This is a genomic window from Streptomyces sp. NBC_01314 (assembly GCF_041435215.1).
Classification (GTDB): domain Bacteria; phylum Actinomycetota; class Actinomycetes; order Streptomycetales; family Streptomycetaceae; genus Streptomyces.
The window spans coordinates 510,444-527,528 of record NZ_CP108394.1 but is presented as its reverse complement, the minus strand read 5'-3'; the positions used below and the strand labels follow the sequence as shown (position 1 = coordinate 527,528).

15 protein-coding genes and 2 pseudogenes are annotated in these 17,085 nt (G+C 69.2%); 9 read left to right on the top strand and 8 right to left on the bottom strand.

All coding sequences use genetic code 11. The features are described from left to right. Positions 1 to 130: 130 nt before the first annotated feature. The 3 genes from OG622_RS02415 to OG622_RS02405 all read right to left on the bottom strand — a co-directional run bounded on the left by OG622_RS02415 (position 131) and on the right by OG622_RS02405 (position 3,193). The gene (locus tag OG622_RS02415; RefSeq protein WP_371572818.1) at positions 131 to 808 is read right to left on the bottom strand and encodes an HAD-IA family hydrolase; all 678 of its coding nucleotides are present in this window, start codon (positions 806 to 808) and stop codon (positions 131 to 133) included. 11 nt (positions 809 to 819) lie between these two features. Further along, the gene (locus OG622_RS02410) at positions 820 to 1,857 is read right to left on the bottom strand and encodes a hydroxyacid dehydrogenase (RefSeq protein WP_371572816.1); all 1,038 of its coding nucleotides are present in this window, start codon (positions 1,855 to 1,857) and stop codon (positions 820 to 822) included. A 466-nt stretch (positions 1,858 to 2,323) separates the two neighbouring features. Further along, positions 2,324 to 3,193, bottom strand: a complete 870-nt coding sequence (locus OG622_RS02405) for an aldo/keto reductase (RefSeq protein ID WP_371572814.1) — start codon at positions 3,191 to 3,193, stop codon at positions 2,324 to 2,326. A 302-nt stretch (positions 3,194 to 3,495) separates the two neighbouring features. On the opposite strand from OG622_RS02405, the gene OG622_RS02400 reads away from it, so the two are divergent. The 4 genes and pseudogenes from OG622_RS02400 to OG622_RS02385 all read left to right on the top strand — a co-directional run. Next, positions 3,496 to 4,377, top strand: coding sequence for a helix-turn-helix transcriptional regulator (locus OG622_RS02400; RefSeq protein ID WP_371572812.1), 882 nt, complete (start codon positions 3,496 to 3,498; stop codon positions 4,375 to 4,377). Beyond that, positions 4,352 to 4,855: a JmjC domain-containing protein gene (locus OG622_RS02395; protein WP_371572810.1), complete on the top strand. Its 504-nt coding sequence runs from the start codon at positions 4,352 to 4,354 to the stop codon at positions 4,853 to 4,855. The genes OG622_RS02400 and OG622_RS02395 overlap by 26 nt, the downstream gene beginning before the upstream one ends. Next, positions 4,792 to 5,088 (top strand): winged helix domain-containing protein, encoded by a 297-nt coding sequence (locus OG622_RS02390; RefSeq protein WP_371572808.1) that lies wholly within the window; start codon positions 4,792 to 4,794, stop codon positions 5,086 to 5,088. Before OG622_RS02395 ends, OG622_RS02390 begins: the two co-directional genes overlap by 64 nt. Before the next feature lie 1,094 nt (positions 5,089 to 6,182). Next, positions 6,183 to 6,239: pseudogene (locus OG622_RS02385) on the top strand (hypothetical protein); the annotation flags it as partial. 250 nt (positions 6,240 to 6,489) lie between these two features. Here OG622_RS02385 and OG622_RS02380 read toward each other — a convergent pair. Then, on the bottom strand, positions 6,490 to 7,104 hold the full coding sequence (locus OG622_RS02380) for a TetR/AcrR family transcriptional regulator (protein WP_371572807.1): 615 nt from the start codon (positions 7,102 to 7,104) through the stop codon (positions 6,490 to 6,492). A gap of 155 nt (positions 7,105 to 7,259) precedes the next feature. Between OG622_RS02380 and OG622_RS02375 the strand changes: the two genes are divergently transcribed. Together OG622_RS02375 and OG622_RS02370 are read left to right on the top strand one after the other, a co-directional pair. Continuing rightward, positions 7,260 to 8,099 carry an alpha/beta fold hydrolase gene (locus OG622_RS02375; protein WP_371572806.1) on the top strand — a complete coding sequence of 280 codons (840 nt, stop codon included), beginning with the start codon at positions 7,260 to 7,262 and terminating at the stop codon, positions 8,097 to 8,099. 508 nt (positions 8,100 to 8,607) lie between these two features. Further along, positions 8,608 to 9,441 (top strand): enoyl-CoA hydratase/isomerase family protein, encoded by an 834-nt coding sequence (locus OG622_RS02370; protein WP_371572804.1) that lies wholly within the window; start codon positions 8,608 to 8,610, stop codon positions 9,439 to 9,441. Positions 9,442 to 9,659: 218 nt separating this feature from the next. Here OG622_RS02370 and OG622_RS02365 read toward each other — a convergent pair whose 3' ends face one another. Further along, the gene (locus OG622_RS02365) at positions 9,660 to 10,022 is read right to left on the bottom strand and encodes a hypothetical protein (RefSeq protein ID WP_371572802.1); all 363 of its coding nucleotides are present in this window, start codon (positions 10,020 to 10,022) and stop codon (positions 9,660 to 9,662) included. Positions 10,023 to 10,220: 198 nt separating this feature from the next. On the opposite strand from OG622_RS02365, the gene OG622_RS02360 reads away from it, so the two are divergent. The 3 genes from OG622_RS02360 to OG622_RS02350 are packed head-to-tail and all read left to right on the top strand — an operon-like array spanning position 10,221 to position 14,313. Further along, entirely contained in the window at positions 10,221 to 12,425 is a 2,205-nt protein-coding gene (locus OG622_RS02360) for an MMPL family transporter (RefSeq protein ID WP_371572800.1), read from the top strand. Between the two features lie 50 nt (positions 12,426 to 12,475). After that, positions 12,476 to 13,663, top strand: a complete 1,188-nt coding sequence (locus OG622_RS02355; RefSeq protein ID WP_371572798.1) for a sensor histidine kinase — start codon at positions 12,476 to 12,478, stop codon at positions 13,661 to 13,663. 2 nt (positions 13,664 to 13,665) lie between these two features. Then, positions 13,666 to 14,313, top strand: coding sequence for a response regulator (locus tag OG622_RS02350; RefSeq protein ID WP_371572796.1), 648 nt, complete (start codon positions 13,666 to 13,668; stop codon positions 14,311 to 14,313). A gap of 12 nt (positions 14,314 to 14,325) precedes the next feature. On the opposite strand, the gene OG622_RS02345 is transcribed toward OG622_RS02350, so the two are convergent. From OG622_RS02345 to OG622_RS02335, 3 genes and pseudogenes are all read right to left on the bottom strand, one after another. Further along, positions 14,326 to 14,706, bottom strand: coding sequence for a transposase (locus OG622_RS02345; RefSeq protein ID WP_371583986.1), 381 nt, complete (start codon positions 14,704 to 14,706; stop codon positions 14,326 to 14,328). Between the two features lie 976 nt (positions 14,707 to 15,682). Then, positions 15,683 to 15,796: pseudogene (locus tag OG622_RS02340) on the bottom strand (transposase); the annotation flags it as partial. A 305-nt stretch (positions 15,797 to 16,101) separates the two neighbouring features. Then, entirely contained in the window at positions 16,102 to 16,818 is a 717-nt protein-coding gene (locus OG622_RS02335) for a methyltransferase domain-containing protein (RefSeq protein WP_371583985.1), read from the bottom strand. Positions 16,819 to 17,085: the final 267 nt, after the last annotated feature.

The window sequence follows — 17,085 nt, the reverse complement described above, 5'->3', positions numbered from 1 at the left end:
CCCGGCCACGGCGTACTCAGATATGCCGACGTCATCAACCGGAGGCAGCCATGAGGCTCGGCAGACAGCAGACGTGCCGTTCAGGTACGGCGGCCCAGGCGACTGCCCTGGTCGGATGCGTAGGGCGTGGTCAGGACCGCAGCAGGTCCGCGGCGGTGAGATGGAGTACGCCGTCGTGCCAGGTCAGGCCGCGCAGGTCGCGGATGACGATGGTGGCGTCGGTGGCCAGTGCGCGCTGGCCGACTCCGATGACGGTTGCGCCCGCTGCGGCTCCGGCCTTCGCCCCCGCGGTGCTGTCCTCGAAGACAACAGTCCGCGCGGGGGAGAAGCCCAGCTTCTTGGCCGCCGTGCGGTAGCCGTCGGGGGCTGGTTTGCCGTGGCTGACGTCGTCCGCGGTGATGAGTACGGGTGGGGTGGGCAGTCCCGCCGCCGTGAGGCGGGCCCGGGCCAGGGCGGTGACGCCGGAGGTCACCACCGCCCACCGCTCGCGCGGCAGGCTTGCGAGGAAGTCGAGGGCGCCGGGGAGCGCGGTGGTGGTGGCCGCGGCCTCGACCTCCAGGCGGTCGATCGCGGCGAGTGCGGCCGGTCGCTCCTTCGGGTCGGTCACCAGGAGTGCGACGGTGTCGGCTGAACGGCGGCCGTGCACCATGGCGGTCACCTGCTCCGGCTGCAGGTCGCGGTCGCGTGCCCATTGGCTCCAGGCCTGGTCGACACCGTGGTCGGAGTCGACCAGGACACCGTCGTTGTCGAAGAGCAGGCCCTGGCAGGGGATGTCGAGCGCGGTGGCTGGGTGGGGCTGTGTGGTCATGGATCGTCTCTTCAGGTCACGGGGCGGTTGCGGTAGCGGCCGACCAGTTCACGGGCGGCGGTCTGCATACGGACAGGTGGAAGCCCCTGGGCGAGGAGTGTCAGGTCGTCGAGGACCATGTCGCCGATGGTCTGGAAGGCCTCCGGGATGCCGCCCGCGCGGTGGGCGGAGAGCACGAGACCCTCGAGAGCGCGGGCCGGGTCGTCGGCGGCGACCGGTTCGTCCGGCCATACGTCGATGCCCGCGAGCAGGCGTCCGCGCGCGACGTGGGCGAGGAGTGCCGGGTAGTCGACGACCGGGGCGCGGCTGACCAGGACGAGGCGGGCGCCGTCCGGTAGCAATTCGAGTTCGCGTTCTCCGATCAGGTGGCGGCTGTCGTCCGTGACGGTGGCCAGCACGAACACGAAGCGGCTGCGGGACAGGGTCTCGTCCAGTGAGGCGGGAAGCACACCGTGTTCGTGCAGGACGCCGGGCGGTAGCCAGGGGTCGTACACGCGGATGGTGGGCCGGAAGGGGGCGAGGAGCCGGTTGAGGCTGCGGCCGAGGTTGCCGAAGCCGACCAGGCCCACGTCGGAGCCTTGCAGCAGGACGGCGTCGGCGTTGCCGTCGGAGACGTACCGCTCCTGTCCGGCGCGGAAGGCGCGGTCCTCGCGGCTGATGCCCCGGGCGAGGTCGAGGGCGAGTCCGAGGGAGTACTCGGCGACGGCCTGTGCGTAGGCGGGTCCGCAGCCCAGGACGTGGATTCCGCGCTCGAAGCAGGTCGGGTAGTCGACGTTGGGGAAGAAGTTGCCTTCGACGTTCAGCAGCGCCCGCAACCTGCCCGCGCGGGCGAGCCGTCCGGCCGGCAGGTCTGGCTGTCCGATGATCGCGAAGGCGTCGGGCAGAACCTCCTCAAGTGCTTCTTCGGAGGGATCCTTCTCCAGGTCCACCACGGTGAAGCGGTCGCGGAGCGACTCCAGGGTGGCGGGGGTGAAAATGCGGTCCGTGCGCTGCGGGGTGGGGCGCAGGGCCACCACGGGCTTGGCGGGGGTGGGGGATGGGATGCTCACAGAACTCCTCGCATGTGTACGGGAATTGACTCGCCCGCCGATCACAGCTCGGCGGCAACGGTGGCTGATCGGTAGAGCGCAGCTCGGCACACAGGCCGAGGAGAACCTCCTCGACCTCGGTGCGCTCCCGCAGCCCCAGAGCGGCCGTGGGCTCGTCCATGATGACGAGTTGAACCCCAGGCGACAGCCACGGCCTGGCTCTGACCGCCGGACATCGAGCGCACCGTGCGCCTGGCGCTGGAAACATTGACGGTGAGCCAGCTGACCATTCCATCGCCACGCCGCCATCTCCCGCTTGGCCGGCTTCTTGGACATGGCGACGCCAACGATCGTCGTCCGGTTTGTGATGATCCCGGGCCGTTCTGTAGGCGGGTACGGCCCGTACAGACAGTCCCGCTGTGCGGAGCCGCCACCGGCTGACGGGGCGCCCCGCCGCTTCAGCGCATGCCGGACGCCCCGTTCACGGTCAGCCGAGGGCGCTCAGCTGCGCGACCTCGTCGTCGGTCAGCGAGATGGCCGCCGCGGCGACGTTGTCCTCCAGGTGGGCGACCTTGGAAGTGCCGGGGATCGGCAGGATCACCGGGGAACGGTGCAGCAGCCAGGCGAGCGCCAACTGTGCGGGAGTGGCCTCGTGGCGGGCGGCGGCCTCCGCGAGGATGCCACCCGGCTGCGCCAACTGCCCGGTCGCCAGCGGGAACCACGGGATGAACGCGATGCCCTCCCGCTCGCAGTGCTCCAGCACCGCCTCGGAGCCGCGCTCGGCCAGGTTGAAGAGGTTCTGCACCGACATGATCGGGACGTACTGCTGCGCCTCCACCAGCTGCTCGACCGTCACCTCGGACAGGCCGACATACCGGATCTTGCCCTGATCCCGCAGCTCGGCGAGCGCACCGACCTGCTCGGCCAGCGGCACGTTCGGGTCGACCCGGTGCAGCTGGTAGAGGTCGATGCGCTCCAGCTTCAGACGCTGCAGGCTTCCTTCCACGCACTGCCGCAGGTACTCGGGGCGGCCGTCGGGCACCCACTGGTCGGGCCCGGGGCGGGTGTTGGCGCCCTTCGTCGCGATCAGCAGGTCGTCGGCGTACGGGTGGAGCGCCTCGGCGATCAGCGTCTCGTTGACGTGCGGCCCGTACGCGTCGGCGGTGTCGATGAGTGTGACGCCGAGCTCGACAGCACGGCGCAGCACCCTGATCGCCTCGTCGCGGTCGGCGGGCTCACCCCACACGCCTTTGCCGGTGAGCTGCATGGCGCCGTAGCCGAGCCGGTGTACCGGCAGGTCGCCGCCGATGGAGAAGGTACCGCTCGCCTCTGCGGGGCGGACAGACGGATCGCTCATGTTGTCCTCGATCTTTCTCGCGTTGATGTGTGTCCGAGTCATTGGACCGGACTTCTCGCACGGACCCACCGTCCATCGAGGCAGGTGGCCGCCTGCCTTGCACGGCTGGGGATCCCGGCCGGGCGGCCACTGGGTCCGGATCAGCATGAGGGCTGCTCCTTGCGTACGGGGGACCGGCCGCGTCGGACGGCTGAGTGCCACGCCGTTCAGGTAACCGGCACAGCGCGCGGGCAACCAGGTACTGATGAGGGGTGTACTGGCAGTACATCGCTTCGGCCTGGCGGGCGGCGTACGGTCGGGGTGTGGACAACCGTGATGAAGTCCGCGAGTTCCTCACCTCGCGGCGCGCCAGGATCACCCCGGAGCGGGCGGGGCTGCCGGTCGGGAGCCGGCGCCGCGTGCCCGGACTGCGCAGGAGCGAGGTCGCCGCGCCGGCCGACGTCAGCGTCGAGTACTACGCCAAGCTGGAACGCGGCAACCTCGCCGGCGTCTCACCCGCGGCGCTCGAATCGGTCGCCCGCGCGCTTCAGCTCGACGACGCCGAACGGGCCCACCTGCTCCACCTGGCCCAGGCTCAGGAGGGCTCCGACACACTCGCTCGCCCCCGGTCACGTTCCGGCCGGCAGCGGGCCTTGCCCAAGAGCCTGCAGTGGACGCTGGACGTCGTCACCGCCGGACCCGCGCTCGTCACCAACGGCCGCCAGGACCTGCTCGCCGCCAACCAGCTTGGCCGCGCCTTCTTCACCGACCTCTACGACAGCGACACCCAGCCGCCCAACATGGCCCGCTTCCAGTTCCTCGACCCGGCGGCCCGCCGCTTCTACCCGGACTGGGAGCACATCGCCGACATGACCGTGGACGTCCTGCGCACCGAGGCCGGCCGCAACCCCCACGACAAAGGCCTCCACGACCTGGTGGGTGAGCTGTCCACCCGCAGCGACGCCTTCCGCACCCGCTGGGGCGCCCACAACGTCCGCCGTCACGGCACCGGCGTCAAACGCTTCCACCACCCCCTCGTCGGCGAACTCACCCTCACCTGGCACGGCTCGGCCGTGGACGACGAACCCGGCCTCACCCTCCTCATCTACACCGCCGAACCCGGCTCACCCTCCGAAGAAGCCCTGCGCCTGCTCGCCTCCTGGACCGCCACCCAGGACGGTGCCTCCCCTGCCGATCGCATCTGACGCCATCGGACGCCCGGCACCGCCCGTCTGGACCGGGTACCGCGTCGACGACCCGGACCGGCGCCGCCAGCGCTACCCGAGCCCGCTCTACCGCGACATCGAGGACCCCGGCGAGGCGCCCATGGAGCCCGTCGCCGAACTGGTCCTCCATCCCGGCGACGTGCTGTACGTGCCGCGCGGCGTGTGGCACGCGGTCTCCGCAGACCAGGGCACCCGCTCGACGGACCTGATGGCGTGGGTGTCCGAGCAGCTGCTCACGCACGAGGACCGGCGGCGCGACCTGCCGCTGCTCGCCGCACCGGACGTCCAGGCCGATGCCGTGGACGGGATGCGTAAGCGGCTCGCCGAACTGCTGGACGACCCGACGTTGCTCACCCGCTACCGGGCAGCGATGGACGGCCAGCCGTCGGCCGGATGGTGCCGAGCCTGCCGTACATCGACGGCATCCCGGTCGACGGCGGCCTGCGGGTGCGGCTGACGACCGCCCGCGCCGTGCTGGACGTCGGCGAGGACGCGGTGACGCTCTCCGCCGCCGGGAGCACGTTCGAGTTCGCCCCGGCAGCGGAAGCGGTGCTGCGCCCGGTGGTCGACGGCCGCACCGTGGACTTGGCCATGCTCGCAGACGCGGCCGGCCTTGCCCTGGAGGGCGTCGCCGGGCTGGTTCAGGAGCTGGTTGCCGGGCAGGCCGCGACGGTGGGGAGCCTGCTGTGACGGCACAGCTCGCTCCGGGGACCTACCGGTGCCGGGCGATCCCGGAGGCGGCCGTCCGTGCGGCCGCCTCCGGCGCGCGGTGGATCGACACCGCCCCCGACTACGCCACCGGCCAGGCGCAGACCCTCCTGGCCCCGGCCCTGGCCGCCCACCCGACCGTGCAGGTTTCCACCAAGGCCGGCTACTTCACCGCGGCTCGCCCCGGAAGCGTGACGCTTCCGCGAACGCTTCCCTTCGGACAGCATCAGGCAGCAGACTCACCCTCACGGCCTTCGTCGTGGTCACGTGCACCTTGGTCGGAGCACATGATCAGACGAAGGCCGCCCCCACGTCCGGCGAATCCCCATGCGAGCGAATCCGTTCGAGACGCCATTCGAGACCGTGGCACCATGTACCGCATGACGACGAACCGAAAGGTCCATGCCGCGTAGACGGCAAGGACAGATCCGTGCCGGCGCCCCCGGCAGCCACCTGACAACGGGTGCAAGGCCAGTCATCGACGGCCTGTCATCGCGTGCACTGTCCGAGATCGCCCGTCTCGAGCACACCCGCAACTATCTGCAGCCAGGCGATGTCAGCACAGCTGTGGGTCTGTGGAAGAAATACGTCCACCAGCCCGAGCGGGATCTGTGGCACGACTACGAGTGGGGCAACGCGCACTGGTACTGCTGCGGCAACCCCCTCGAAGCCCGAGCCCTGCTCGACACCGTGATGCAGGCAATATCACCCCGAAGTGCCCGCGAGCTTCAGAAGGTTGTCAGCCGGTCAGACGCCGTCTGGAACCGTCCATCCCCTCCCTATGACGCGGACGGTAGATAAAGAACAAGCTGAGTGCCTGTTTGTCATTTCTGAGCTCGGAGCGTCAGGACGTGGAGGTCACTCAGGGGCGGGCGGTTCGGGGGCGCGTGAGCTGATGGTGGAGGAGTACCGGGTCACCGGGCTGTCGCCGGATGTGATTGCTGAACTCATCGCCGAGATGCAGCAGTTGTGGCACGAGCAGCATCAGGCTCGGCTCGCATCTCGGCCGCGACGGCGGGCGTGGGAGCCGGAGCGAAGCACAAGTCGTCTTCGTCGACCCTCTCCTGGCCACACTGGTGAATCTGCGTCATGGCACCACTCATGACGTGCTGGCCTGCTGGTTCGGTGTGGACCGCTCCACCATTACGCGCGCCATCGGCGAGGTGAGGCCGCTGCTGGCGCAACGGGGCTGCACCGTCGCGCCGGGCATCCGGCTGCGCACTCTCGCCGAGGTCATCGAGCACTTGGGAGCGCAGGTCCTCGACGTACTCGATGGCCGCTCGTACACGGCGGGGTCTGGAAAGTGCCTCATCCATGAGCTCCTGGCCATGTTCCGCCATCTGGCGGCGCCACCCGTCGTGGGCTTGCGTCGATCGGCTGCGGTCAGGCTTCTGGGTTCCTTGCCGCCGACTGGTCGCTGTTGCCGTGTGCCAGTGACGCGAGAATTTCCTTGCGGCAGACATCGAGGATTTCGTCCGCCAGCGGAGAACCGTCTGGACATGCCCGCGACAACACGATCGCGCCGACCGAATGGGCGAGCATGTCGATCATCGTGGTGCGGGCCGCGCGCCCGTCCGCATCCCCGGGCGTGTCCCCTTGGGAGGCGAGCTGGAGAGCCGTCAGCAGGTTCTCGATCCCTGCCCCGAACTCCTTCTGGATGTCCCCCGGTTGACGTGCGGCGTCGCCGCTGAGGGCGGCGATGGTGCAGCCGTCACCGCGCCCGTCGCGATGCTCCCGCGTGACGTAGCGCTCGACGAACTCGGTGGCGTGCCGGCCCTCTGCCTGTGCCGCGGTCTGTGAGAGCCCGTTCTCGGACGCCTCGGCCATCAGGTCGGCCTTGGAGCCGAAGTGCTTGTAGAACCCGCCATGGGTGAACCCGGCGGCTGCCATCAGGTCCGCCACGCCGACACCGTCGTAGCCGCGCTCGCGGAACAGCCTGCCGGCCGTCGCGACGATGTGCGCACGGTTCTGCTCCGCCTGTGCCTTGGTGACCCGCATGTCCAGCCGCCCTGTCCTCGGTCGACGCTCCACTCGCGTCTCACGGCCAAGCATACATAGATGTCGATCGACATCAAAAGCCTTGACTTTTTAGATGACGATCGTCATCGTAATACTCACCTCCGGTACTCACCCCCTCCAGAAAGGCTCAGGCCATGAGTGACACGCATGTGACCGCACCGACTCGGTACATCGAGGTCGACGGCGACCGGTTCGCCTACCGCCGCTGGGGCAAGCCCTCCGGCGTGCCGATCCTCCTGGTCCAGCACCTCCGCGGCGGAATGGACCACTGGGACCCCCTGCTCACCGACGGCCTGGCCGAAGACCGAGAGGTCATCCTGCTCAACGGGCGCGGCATCGCCTCGTCATCCGGCAAGCCGCGTAACCGGATGGAGGACATGGCCGACGACATCGCCGCGGTCATCCAGGCGCTGGGGCTGGAGCAGGTCGATCTGCTCGGCTTCTCGATCGGCGGTTACCAGGCACAGGAGGTCACGCTGCGCCACCCCAAGCTGGTGCGCAAGCTCCTCCTGCTCGGCACCGGCCCCCGAGGCCTGGACCCGACGATGGACCCCAAGGTGCTTGAGGTCGCACCGCGTCCGGTCCCCGTCGTGGAGGACTTCCTCTTCCTCTTCTTCGGCCGCTCGGAAGCCGCGCGGGCAGCGGGCCGGGCCTTCTGGGAGCGCCGTCACCAGCGTGCCGACCAGGACCCGCCGAGCTCGCCCGAAGTCACACAGGCGCAGATCGAAGCGGTCATGGTCTACGGGGAACCGCTGCCGGGCGAGAATCCCTACGCCCACCTGAACGCGATCACCCAGCCGACGCTGGTCCTCAACGGCGAGAACGACGTGATGGTCGCCTCGATCAACTCCTGGCACCTCGCCCAGAACATCCCCAACGCTCAACTGCTGATCTACCCCGATGCCGGGCACGGAGCGCAGTTCCAGTATCCCGAGCGGTTCCTGAAGCACGCCATTCAGTTCCTCGACGAGTAACACCTGCGGGGCTTCGGTGTAGTCGCTGACGCCTGGTCGGTGATGATCGGCCAGTTCATCGGAACCCACGAATGTGACAGGCGCACTGCCCAGGCCATGGAGTCCTCTACGCCCCGTGGCCGAAACGGAAGACAGTCCCGCCGGCGGATCGTCGCCGATTTCGCCTGCTTGACCAGCGGCGCGAGAATCCGCAGGCCGGACCCGGGCCTGCCGGAGCGGTCGGCGGAGGCAGACGCATCCCGCGTGATCCAGGCGGGTGCGCTGCCGCCGGGGTGTCGTGCCCGCACTCACCGCCACACTCGGCTATACCGAGGCAAAGCCTGGACGCAGCGACAGAACCCCCGGATTGCTTGTCGCGGGCGCCGCCCACCGGTGCGTTGCACGCACTCATCCCGCCCGACCCCTCGGCGGTCAGGTCCGCAAGGTGCGACCGGACCGACAGCCGCCCTGACCGCCGGACCACCATGCCGCCACGCCCCCGTGGCGTACCACTCTTAAGGAGTACACGATGACGCAGCCCAGCACGATCAGCGTCGAGAGCCCGACCCCCCGGATCCGCAAGATCACATTCTCGAACCCGCCGGTGAACCTGTTGGTCCCGGAGACCTTCGCCCGGCTGCGGGAGGTCATCGCGGAGATGAGCGAAGACCCGGAGGTCCGCGTCGCCATCTTCACCAGCAGCACACCCGACTACTTCATCAACCACTTCGACATCGCCGCCGCCGGCGACGTTGCCGAGCCGCCGGCCGAGGGTGAGGTGCCGCCCGCCGTCGACGTCCTGACGCGGTTGACGAAGGCCCCGTTCATCAGCATCGCGGCCATCCGTGGACGAACCCGGGGTGGCGGGAACGAGTTGGCGCTTGCCTGCGATCTGCGCTACGCCAGCCGCGAGCAGGCACTGTTCGGCCAGCCGGAGGTCGCCAGCGGCCTGCTGCCCGGCGGTGGCGGCAGTGAACGGCTGCCTCGGCTGATCGGTCGCGACCGAGCGCTGGAAGCCATCCTCGGCAGCGACGACTACGATGCCGATCTGGCCGAGCGCTACGGCTGGATCACCCGCGCCCTGCCGGACGCCGAGCTGGACAGCTTCGTCGAGGGCATGGCTGCACGGCTCGCGTCCTTCGACAAGACCGTGCTGGGCGCCGCCAAGGCCCAGATCAACCGGGCGACCCTGCCGCCGGACGCCGACCTCCACGCGGCCTATGGGGAATTCCTGAACTCTCTGACCGGGCCCGGGTTCCAGGAGCGGCTGCCCGGAGTCGGCAAGCTCATCGCCGAACTGGGCGTCGAGGAGTGGCAGCGGAACCTGGGCAAGTACCTCGGCCTCGCCAACCAGCAGGCGTAGTCGTCCATGCTGGGACATGGAGCTGGGGCTGCTGTGCGTCTGGATGAGGTGTGCGGCCGTGGCGTCGTCGCAGCAGCTCTCGGTACCGGAGGGTGACTACAACGAGCTGATCCCGCCCTGCCCGCGTCCGTGAAGCGATCCGGTCGCTTCAGCAGAGCGGCGAGAAGATCACACACGCAGCCGTCGCTCGCACCCGTCGGCGTCTCTTCGTGGCTTACCTATGCCGACGGCGTGCGCGAACACGTTGAGGCCGCCATCAGCGGACAGGCCGCACCCCGCCACTCCAAGCGGGACAACCCGGCCGGCACGACCAGCCTCCGCTCGATCTCGAACTGGCCCGCGAGGAGATCCGCAAACTCCGCACCGAACGCGACCGGCTCCAGCACAACGCGCGCCTCCACCTCGGCCAGCGGCTCGACCAGATCGGCACCGCCGATCTCACCATCCGGGTCCATGAACTCAACCAGGACAAAGCCGGGTTGGAAGCACTCCTCGGCACCGAGACCGCCGAGGCCGACGGCCTCGCACGCCGGGTGACCGAGCTCGAAGACGAGCTCACCGCCGCCCGCACCAGCCTCCATCAGATGATGAAAGACCAGGGCAAAGGAGCCGCGTCGTTCACATGACTCCCCGGCAGACGTCACCTGCCCAGACAAACGTGACGGTCTTCCACATCCTCAGCTTCCATTGAGCCGGTCGGGGGTCCACCAGTCGGTGGACCTCAAGTTCAACCGGTCGCTGCTGTCGGCACCGCACCCCCGGCGAAGAGCATGGACGACATGAAGAATCTTCCCGTACGCATGGCTCGTTGGAGCGCCGCCCGCCCCTGGCGGGGCATCGTCGGCTGGTTCGTGTTCGTCGTCCTGTGCCTCGGTATCGGCATCTCCGTCGGCACCAACGCAGCGACCACCGAGGACTTCCGCATCGGAGAGGCGGGACGCGGCGAGGCGATCGCCGCGGAGGGCGGGTTACAGCAGCGCTCCGTCGAACACGTCCTGATCACCGCGAAGCCGAGCACAGGAAAGCTCGACATCGCCGCGGCCGACTTGGCCGCCGCCGACGTCGCCGCCCGGATGGCCAAGCTGCCCGAGGTGCTCTCCGTCACCGACCCGGTGCGCGGCGCGGGCAACACGGCGGTGCGGGTCACCGTCACCATGAAGGGCCCGGAGCTGGAGGGCAAGGAACACGTCGACCCGCTGCTCGAGCAGACCGCGGCCGTACAGAAGGCCAACCCCGGGCTGAGCGTCGAGGAGACCGGATCGCCTTCCATCAGCAAGGGCGTCGACAAGCTGCGCGGCGACGACCTCGCGCGCACCGAGATGATCGCCCTGCCGGTCACCCTCATCACCCTGCTGCTGGTCTTCAGTTCTGTGGCGATGGCCCTCGTACCGCTGCTGCTCGCCCTGTCCTCGATCGCCGCGGCCGTCGGCCTGACGATGGTGGCCTCGCACGTCTTCCCCGACAATGGCATCAGCACCAACGTCATCCTGCTCATCGGCCTCGCGGTCGGCGTCGACTACACGCTCTTCTACCTCAAGCGCGAACGTGAGGAACGAGCCCGCGCCGGCGGCAGGCTCAGCCCGCAGGCCGTCGTCGAACTCGCGGCCGCCACGTCCGGCCGGGCCGTTGTCGTCTCCGGCCTCGCGGTCGCCGTCTCCAGCGCCACCCTCTACCTCGCCGACGACGTCATCTTCTCGTCCATCGCCACCGGCGCGATCCTCGTCACCCTCGTCGCCGTCGTCAGTTCCCTGACCGTGCTGCCCGCCCTCCTGGCCAAACTGGGCATGCGCGCCGAGCGCCGTGCCGAGCGCCGGGCGGCCCGCGGGCTCGCGCCGAAGAAGCAGAAGACGCACAAGACCGGCCCCGGCCGCCTGACCGCCGCGGTGCTGCGCCCCGTCTCCAAACACCCCATCGCCACCCTCACCGTCACCGTCGTCGGACTGCTCGCCCTCGCCGCCCCGGTCCTCGGCCTCAAGCTCACCGACATGGGCCGCGAGACACACTCCCGCTCCATCGTCGCCATGCAGGTCTACGACCGGCTGAACGCGGCCTACCCGGAACTGAAGTCCATGCACCAGGTCGTCGTCCGCGCCGAAGCCGACCGCTCGCCCGAGGTGACCGCCGCCCTGCGCGAACTCGCCGCCGACGTCAAGGACGACCCGCGCCTGAGCGGCACCTCCCAGCTGACCACGTCGCCCGACAAACGGATCAGCATGCTCCAGCTACAGGTCCCGCACTACGTCAGCAGCGACAAGGCCCAGTCCTCACTCAAGGACATCCGCGACACGTACCTCCCGGAGACCGTCGGCCAGGTGAAGGGTGCCGAGACCGCGGTGACCGGTGACGTGGCCCGCTACACCGACTACCCGACCCACCAGGAACAGAAGCTGCCGCTCATCATCGGGGCGCTGCTCCTGGTGACCTTCGCCATGACCGTCTGGGCGTTCCGCTCCCTGGTCCTCGGTCTGGTCGGCATCGTCCTCAACCTCCTCTCCGCCGCCGCCTCGCTCGGCATCCTCGTCATGGTCTTCCAGCACACCTGGGCCGAAGGCCTCGTCGACTTCACCTCCACCGGTTCGATCGGCTCCCGCGTCCCGCTGTTCCTCTTCGTGATCCTGTTCGGCCTGTCGATGGACTACCAGGTCTTCGTGATCAGCCGGATCCGGGAGGCCGCCCTGCGCGGAGTTCCGACCCGCAAGGCCGTGATCGACGGCATCGGCAGCTCGGCGGGCGTGGTGACCAGCGCCGCCGCGGTCATGGTCACGGTCTTCGCCAGCTTCGCGGCCCTGCACCTGATCGAGATGAAGCAGATCGGCTTCAGCCTCGCGGTCGCCGTCCTCCTGGATGCCTTCGTCATCCGCATGCTGGTCCTGCCGTCCCTCATGCTCCTGCTCGGCGAGGCCAACTGGTGGCCCTCCCGCGGAGTGCGCCATGCCCACCGCACCACCGAACAGGCCCCCCGCCCCCTGGAATCGGTAGGCTGATCGACTCGACCGCCGGCCCCTCAACTCCCTTACGAACGAGGTGAATCAGCGTGAGTCAGTGGCAGCAGCAGCCGGGTGACCGGCTCACCCAGGACCGTATCCGCCGCTGGAACTCAGCAGGCTGGATCCTGTTCGGTCTGCTGCCCCCGGCCGTCGCCGTGCTCGACGCGTCGCCGACCCGGAGGTACCGGCTGCTCGGCCTGCTCGCCCTGATCGCGCTGTGCCACACCGTCGTTCTCACCCGACCGGACAACCCCGTCCTGCGTCCCCGTACCTACCTCGCCGTCCTCGCGCTCGTCCTGGGCGCGACGGCCTACCTCCTGGACGGCGGGGCCGCCTTCTACGTGGTGTCCCTGCCGCAGTTCTGGCTCTTCACCCGCGCCCCGCGGGACGCGATCACACTCAGCGGGGCTGCCGCGGCCCTCACCGTGTTCGGCAGCACGGTCGGCCAGGGCTGGAGCCCCCAGTTCCTCACCGGGAACGTCGTGTTCACCGTGGTCGCCTACGCCGCCGGGGTGGGGCTAGGGCTGTGGCTGCACCGCTTCGTCGGCCAGAGCAACGAGCGCCAGGAGCGACTGACCGCGGAACTCGTCGTCACCCAGGAGGAGCTGGCCGCCGCACACCAGCGGCAGGGCGCGGCCGAGGAGCGCGAACGGCTCGCCCGGGAGATCCACGACACGCTCGCCCAGGGCTTCGCCTCCATCGTGGTGCTCGCGGAGGCCGCCCGCGCCGCCACCTTCACCGACCCCGTACGCTGCGCCGAGCAGCTCACCTCCATCGAGCAGACCGCGCGCGAGAACCTGGCCGAGGCCCGGGTGCTCGTCGGCTCCACCCCCGAGAGCGGCGTCGCACCCGGCTCGCTGGCCACCACCCTGCGCAGAACCCTGGACCGTTTCGTCCAGGACACCGGCCTCACCGTCACCGCCGAACTGCCCGACATCGACCTGGACCAGCGCACCCGCGTCGCCCTGTTGCGCTGCACACAGGAGTCCCTTGCCAACGTGCGCAAACACTCGGGCGCCTCCACCGTCGGCGTCGTACTCACCGAACTCCCGGGCGGTGTCGAGCTGGAGATCACCGACGACGGCTGCGGCTTCGTCGTCGAGGAGTCCCATGGTTTCGGCCTCGACGGCATGCGCCGACGGCTGGCCGAACTCGACGGCGAACTCGCCGTCACCAGCTCCCTCGGGGACGGCACCCGTGTCCTCGCCAGCCTTCCCACGCACAGTCAGGACTGACCATGACCGACACCGCGTACGACCGGATCCGCGTGGTCGTGGTCGACGACCACGCCGTGATGCGCGCCGGAGTCATCGCCCTGCTGGCCGACGAGCCCACGATAGAGATCGTCGGCGAAGGGAGCGACGGCCGCGAGGGCGTCGACCTCGTCGAGCGGCTCGCCCCCGATGTGGCCCTCCTCGACCTGCGCATGCCGGTACTCGACGGCGTGGCCGCCACCACCGAGATCGTCGCCCTGCCGGTGGCCACCCGGGTGCTGATCCTCACCACGTACGACACAGACGTCGAGATCGAACGAGCCGTGGAGGCCGGCGCCATCGGCTACCTCCTCAAGGACACCACCCGCGAGCAGCTCGCCGACGCCATCCGCTCGGCGGCGCGCGGTGAGACGGTCCTCGCGCCCAAGGTCGCGGAGCGCCTGGTGGCCCGGATGCGCCGCCCCGAGCCGGTCGCGCTCACCGCCCGCGAGCGGGACGTGCTGCACGCCGTCGCCGACGGCCTGTCCAACGCCGAGATCGGCCGCCGCCTGGTCATCGGGGAGGCCACGGTGAAGACGCATCTGCTGCGGGTCTTCGCGAAACTCGACGTCAGCGACCGCACTCGCGCCGTCGTCGTCGCCCTGGAACGCGGACTCCTTGCGCACTCCTGAGGCCCGGGCGCACTAGCTTGACTCTGTCGGGGATCTTGGGCCGTCGAGGTCAGCTGCCCAGGGTTCGCCAGGACTTCGGCCGGGGTATCTCGCGCTGGTCGAGGTAGCTCTGGAAGGCAGTCGGTCGGCGGGGCGTGGGGCTTGTTCGGTTGGAGGCAGTCCGCTGAGGCGCTCGATGTTGACGGCGATGGCCGTCAGGACGTGCTGGATGTGGGCCTTTCCCTGTCCGCGGTAGCGGTAGCGGCAGCGCCGCATGCCGTATCCGTGGGCGAACTCGTTGACCGTGCCCTCCACTCCGGAGCGGACCGCGTAGCAGGTCTTCCACTCGGGTGTCTGTTGCTCGGCGCGGACGCGAAGTTGCAGGTCGCGGAGTTCTCGTGGGGGAAAGCCCACGGTGCGGGTGCTTTCGCGGGAGGTGGTGCACTGGGTGCGGGCCGTGCCAGCCCTGGCTGACCTGGCCCTGGGGGCAGGTGACCTGCTGGCGGTCGTAGTCGATGTGGAAGTCGTCCCGGGCGAAGCCCTCGTCCCGGCGGTGTTGCCGGGTGGGGTTGCTCCGCAGTGGTCCGGAGACGGTGACCTGGTGTTCAAGGCTGGCTTGTTCCAGGTGGGGCAGGGAGGTGCAGCCGGCGTCGACCAGGTGCTCGGCGGGCAGCAGTCCGCGGCGTGACAGGCGGGTGTGGATGCCGGGCAGGACCTGGCTGTCGTGGGTGGGGGCCGCGGTGTTGGCCACGTCCGTGATCACGTTGGGGCCGTCGGGAGCACAGGTCTCGGTCAGGTGAGCGGAGAACCCCTTCCAGCTGATGATGTGTCCGTGCCGTGCGTAGCGGGCCGAGGTGTCGTAGGGAGAGACGACCGCCCGGGACGAGGGCGGCAGCCCGGGCCCGCCTTCCTTCTCGGCGGTGCGCCGGCGCAGGTGTCCTGCGGCGTCACGGTGGTAGTTCTGCACCATGATCTGGCGCAGGGCCTGGATACGAGGGCCGGATGTGCAGTCTGCTCCGTGCCGGTAGAGGTATTCCAGGAGCCGGACGGCGTCGTTTCCGGTGGCAAGGATCCTGGTCCTGGGCTTGGTGGGGTTCTTGCCCAGGCGGACCGGTCGGCCGCAGCGGCGCCCCCAGTCCTCATCGACCAGCTCGTCCAGCAGGTGAGGGGAGGTGCCGGCGACTTCTTCCGGTGCGGCGCGGACCGCCTCGGTGATCAGCTCCAGGCGGGTCGGGTCACGCACCGCGGCCAGGACATGGGTGGAGTCGGTGCGCTGGGTTGTGCGCTCGTGCACCAGGCCGGCCTCCTTGAGGCGGGCCAGCGCGAGGTCGAGGAGGCGGTCAGCACGGTCGCCTTCGGCGAGACGATCGCGGAAATCGGCCAGCACGCTGTGGTGGAACCCGGGGTCATCCAGCTCCATGGCCATCGCGTACTTGAAGTCGATACGGCAGCGGACCGCCTCAGCGGCCTGCCGGTCCGACAGACCGAGCAGGAACTGCAGCACACAGACGGTAGCCAGTTGCGCAGGCGAGAGACCTGGACGCCCGTCACGCGGGTACCAGTCGGCGAAGTCCTCGTCGTGCCACAGCCCGTTGAGGCGGTCTCTCACTCATATCGCCGTCGTGCCACCCGGGTTGCTCGCCCGCGTGAGCTGCGCAGTCAGAGGCGGGACCTGCTCACCGGAACGTGGACGGAGGGACAACGGGCATCTCAACAGCTGCATCGGCCATCGGAACCACCCGAGCATGCCCGTTGACCATGCTGCCGCACCGGGAAACTCCAAGATCCCCGACAGAGTCAAGCCAAGGGTCAAGCCCTCTTTCCGAAGACAAGCACCTCAGTGGAGGCGACGCCCATGGGGGCCAGGAAGCTGCCCTCCAGGCTGCAACCGAGGGTCGCGAAGAGGTCCACGCATGTCCGGCGAGGCATGGCGGCTGGGTAGGAACCGTGTCCCGCACCACCCTGCGTCGCCCAGGCACGCACCGTGGCCGGGTCCAGGCAGGTCTCTGTCATTACGTCGAAGACGATCCGGCCACCAGGTCGCATGACACGTGCCATCTCGAAGAAGTAGCGGGAGGCGTAGAGGAAGGTCACGGTGTTGAAGACCTTGTGGGCCTGAAGGAGGTCGATGCTGCCATCGGGTGTCGAGGCGAGACTGCATCCTGCGGTCGGTTGGGCGACCACGCCGAATGTGTCCACTAGGTAGTCGGACCATGGCGCCGCCGTCTCGTAGATCTCGTAGCGGCCTGGTGAACACTCCTTCAGCGTCTTCTCCAGGTACCGTCCGGACCCGGGCCCGATCTCCAGCACCGTGTCCGGGTTGGCAGCGAAGACGCCGAGAGCGCGTAGTTCATCGATGGTGAACTGGGTGGCGCCAGGCGTCCCGTTCATGACCTCGTCGATGTAGTCACCGACCGACAGACCGGCCGCCCGTGCAGCCTGCATCGTTGCCTCGAACGGGATGAAGTCGTCCACTCCACCTCGGTTGTTGTTGGCACGCACGATGTCGAATCCCGCACGTCCCATGAGCCGCTTGACCCCCGACTTCAACACTGACGTTCCCCGCCCTGCTGGACTCACCAGGCATGCCCCTCCCAGCTCGTCTTTACCGTCGGTCCCCAAGAGCATAGGGCCCTGCGGACGTGGACGCGCAGTGGGACGGCGAACTTCGCTAGGCGGCAGTCGAGGGCCGGTCCACGACGCCGGGGTCTCACGCCCGATACGCGCCTTCCCAGTAAGGCTGCTTGTCGATCTTTGGTGGCCGGCGCGGGAGTCCCGGCCAGCACCTCGGGC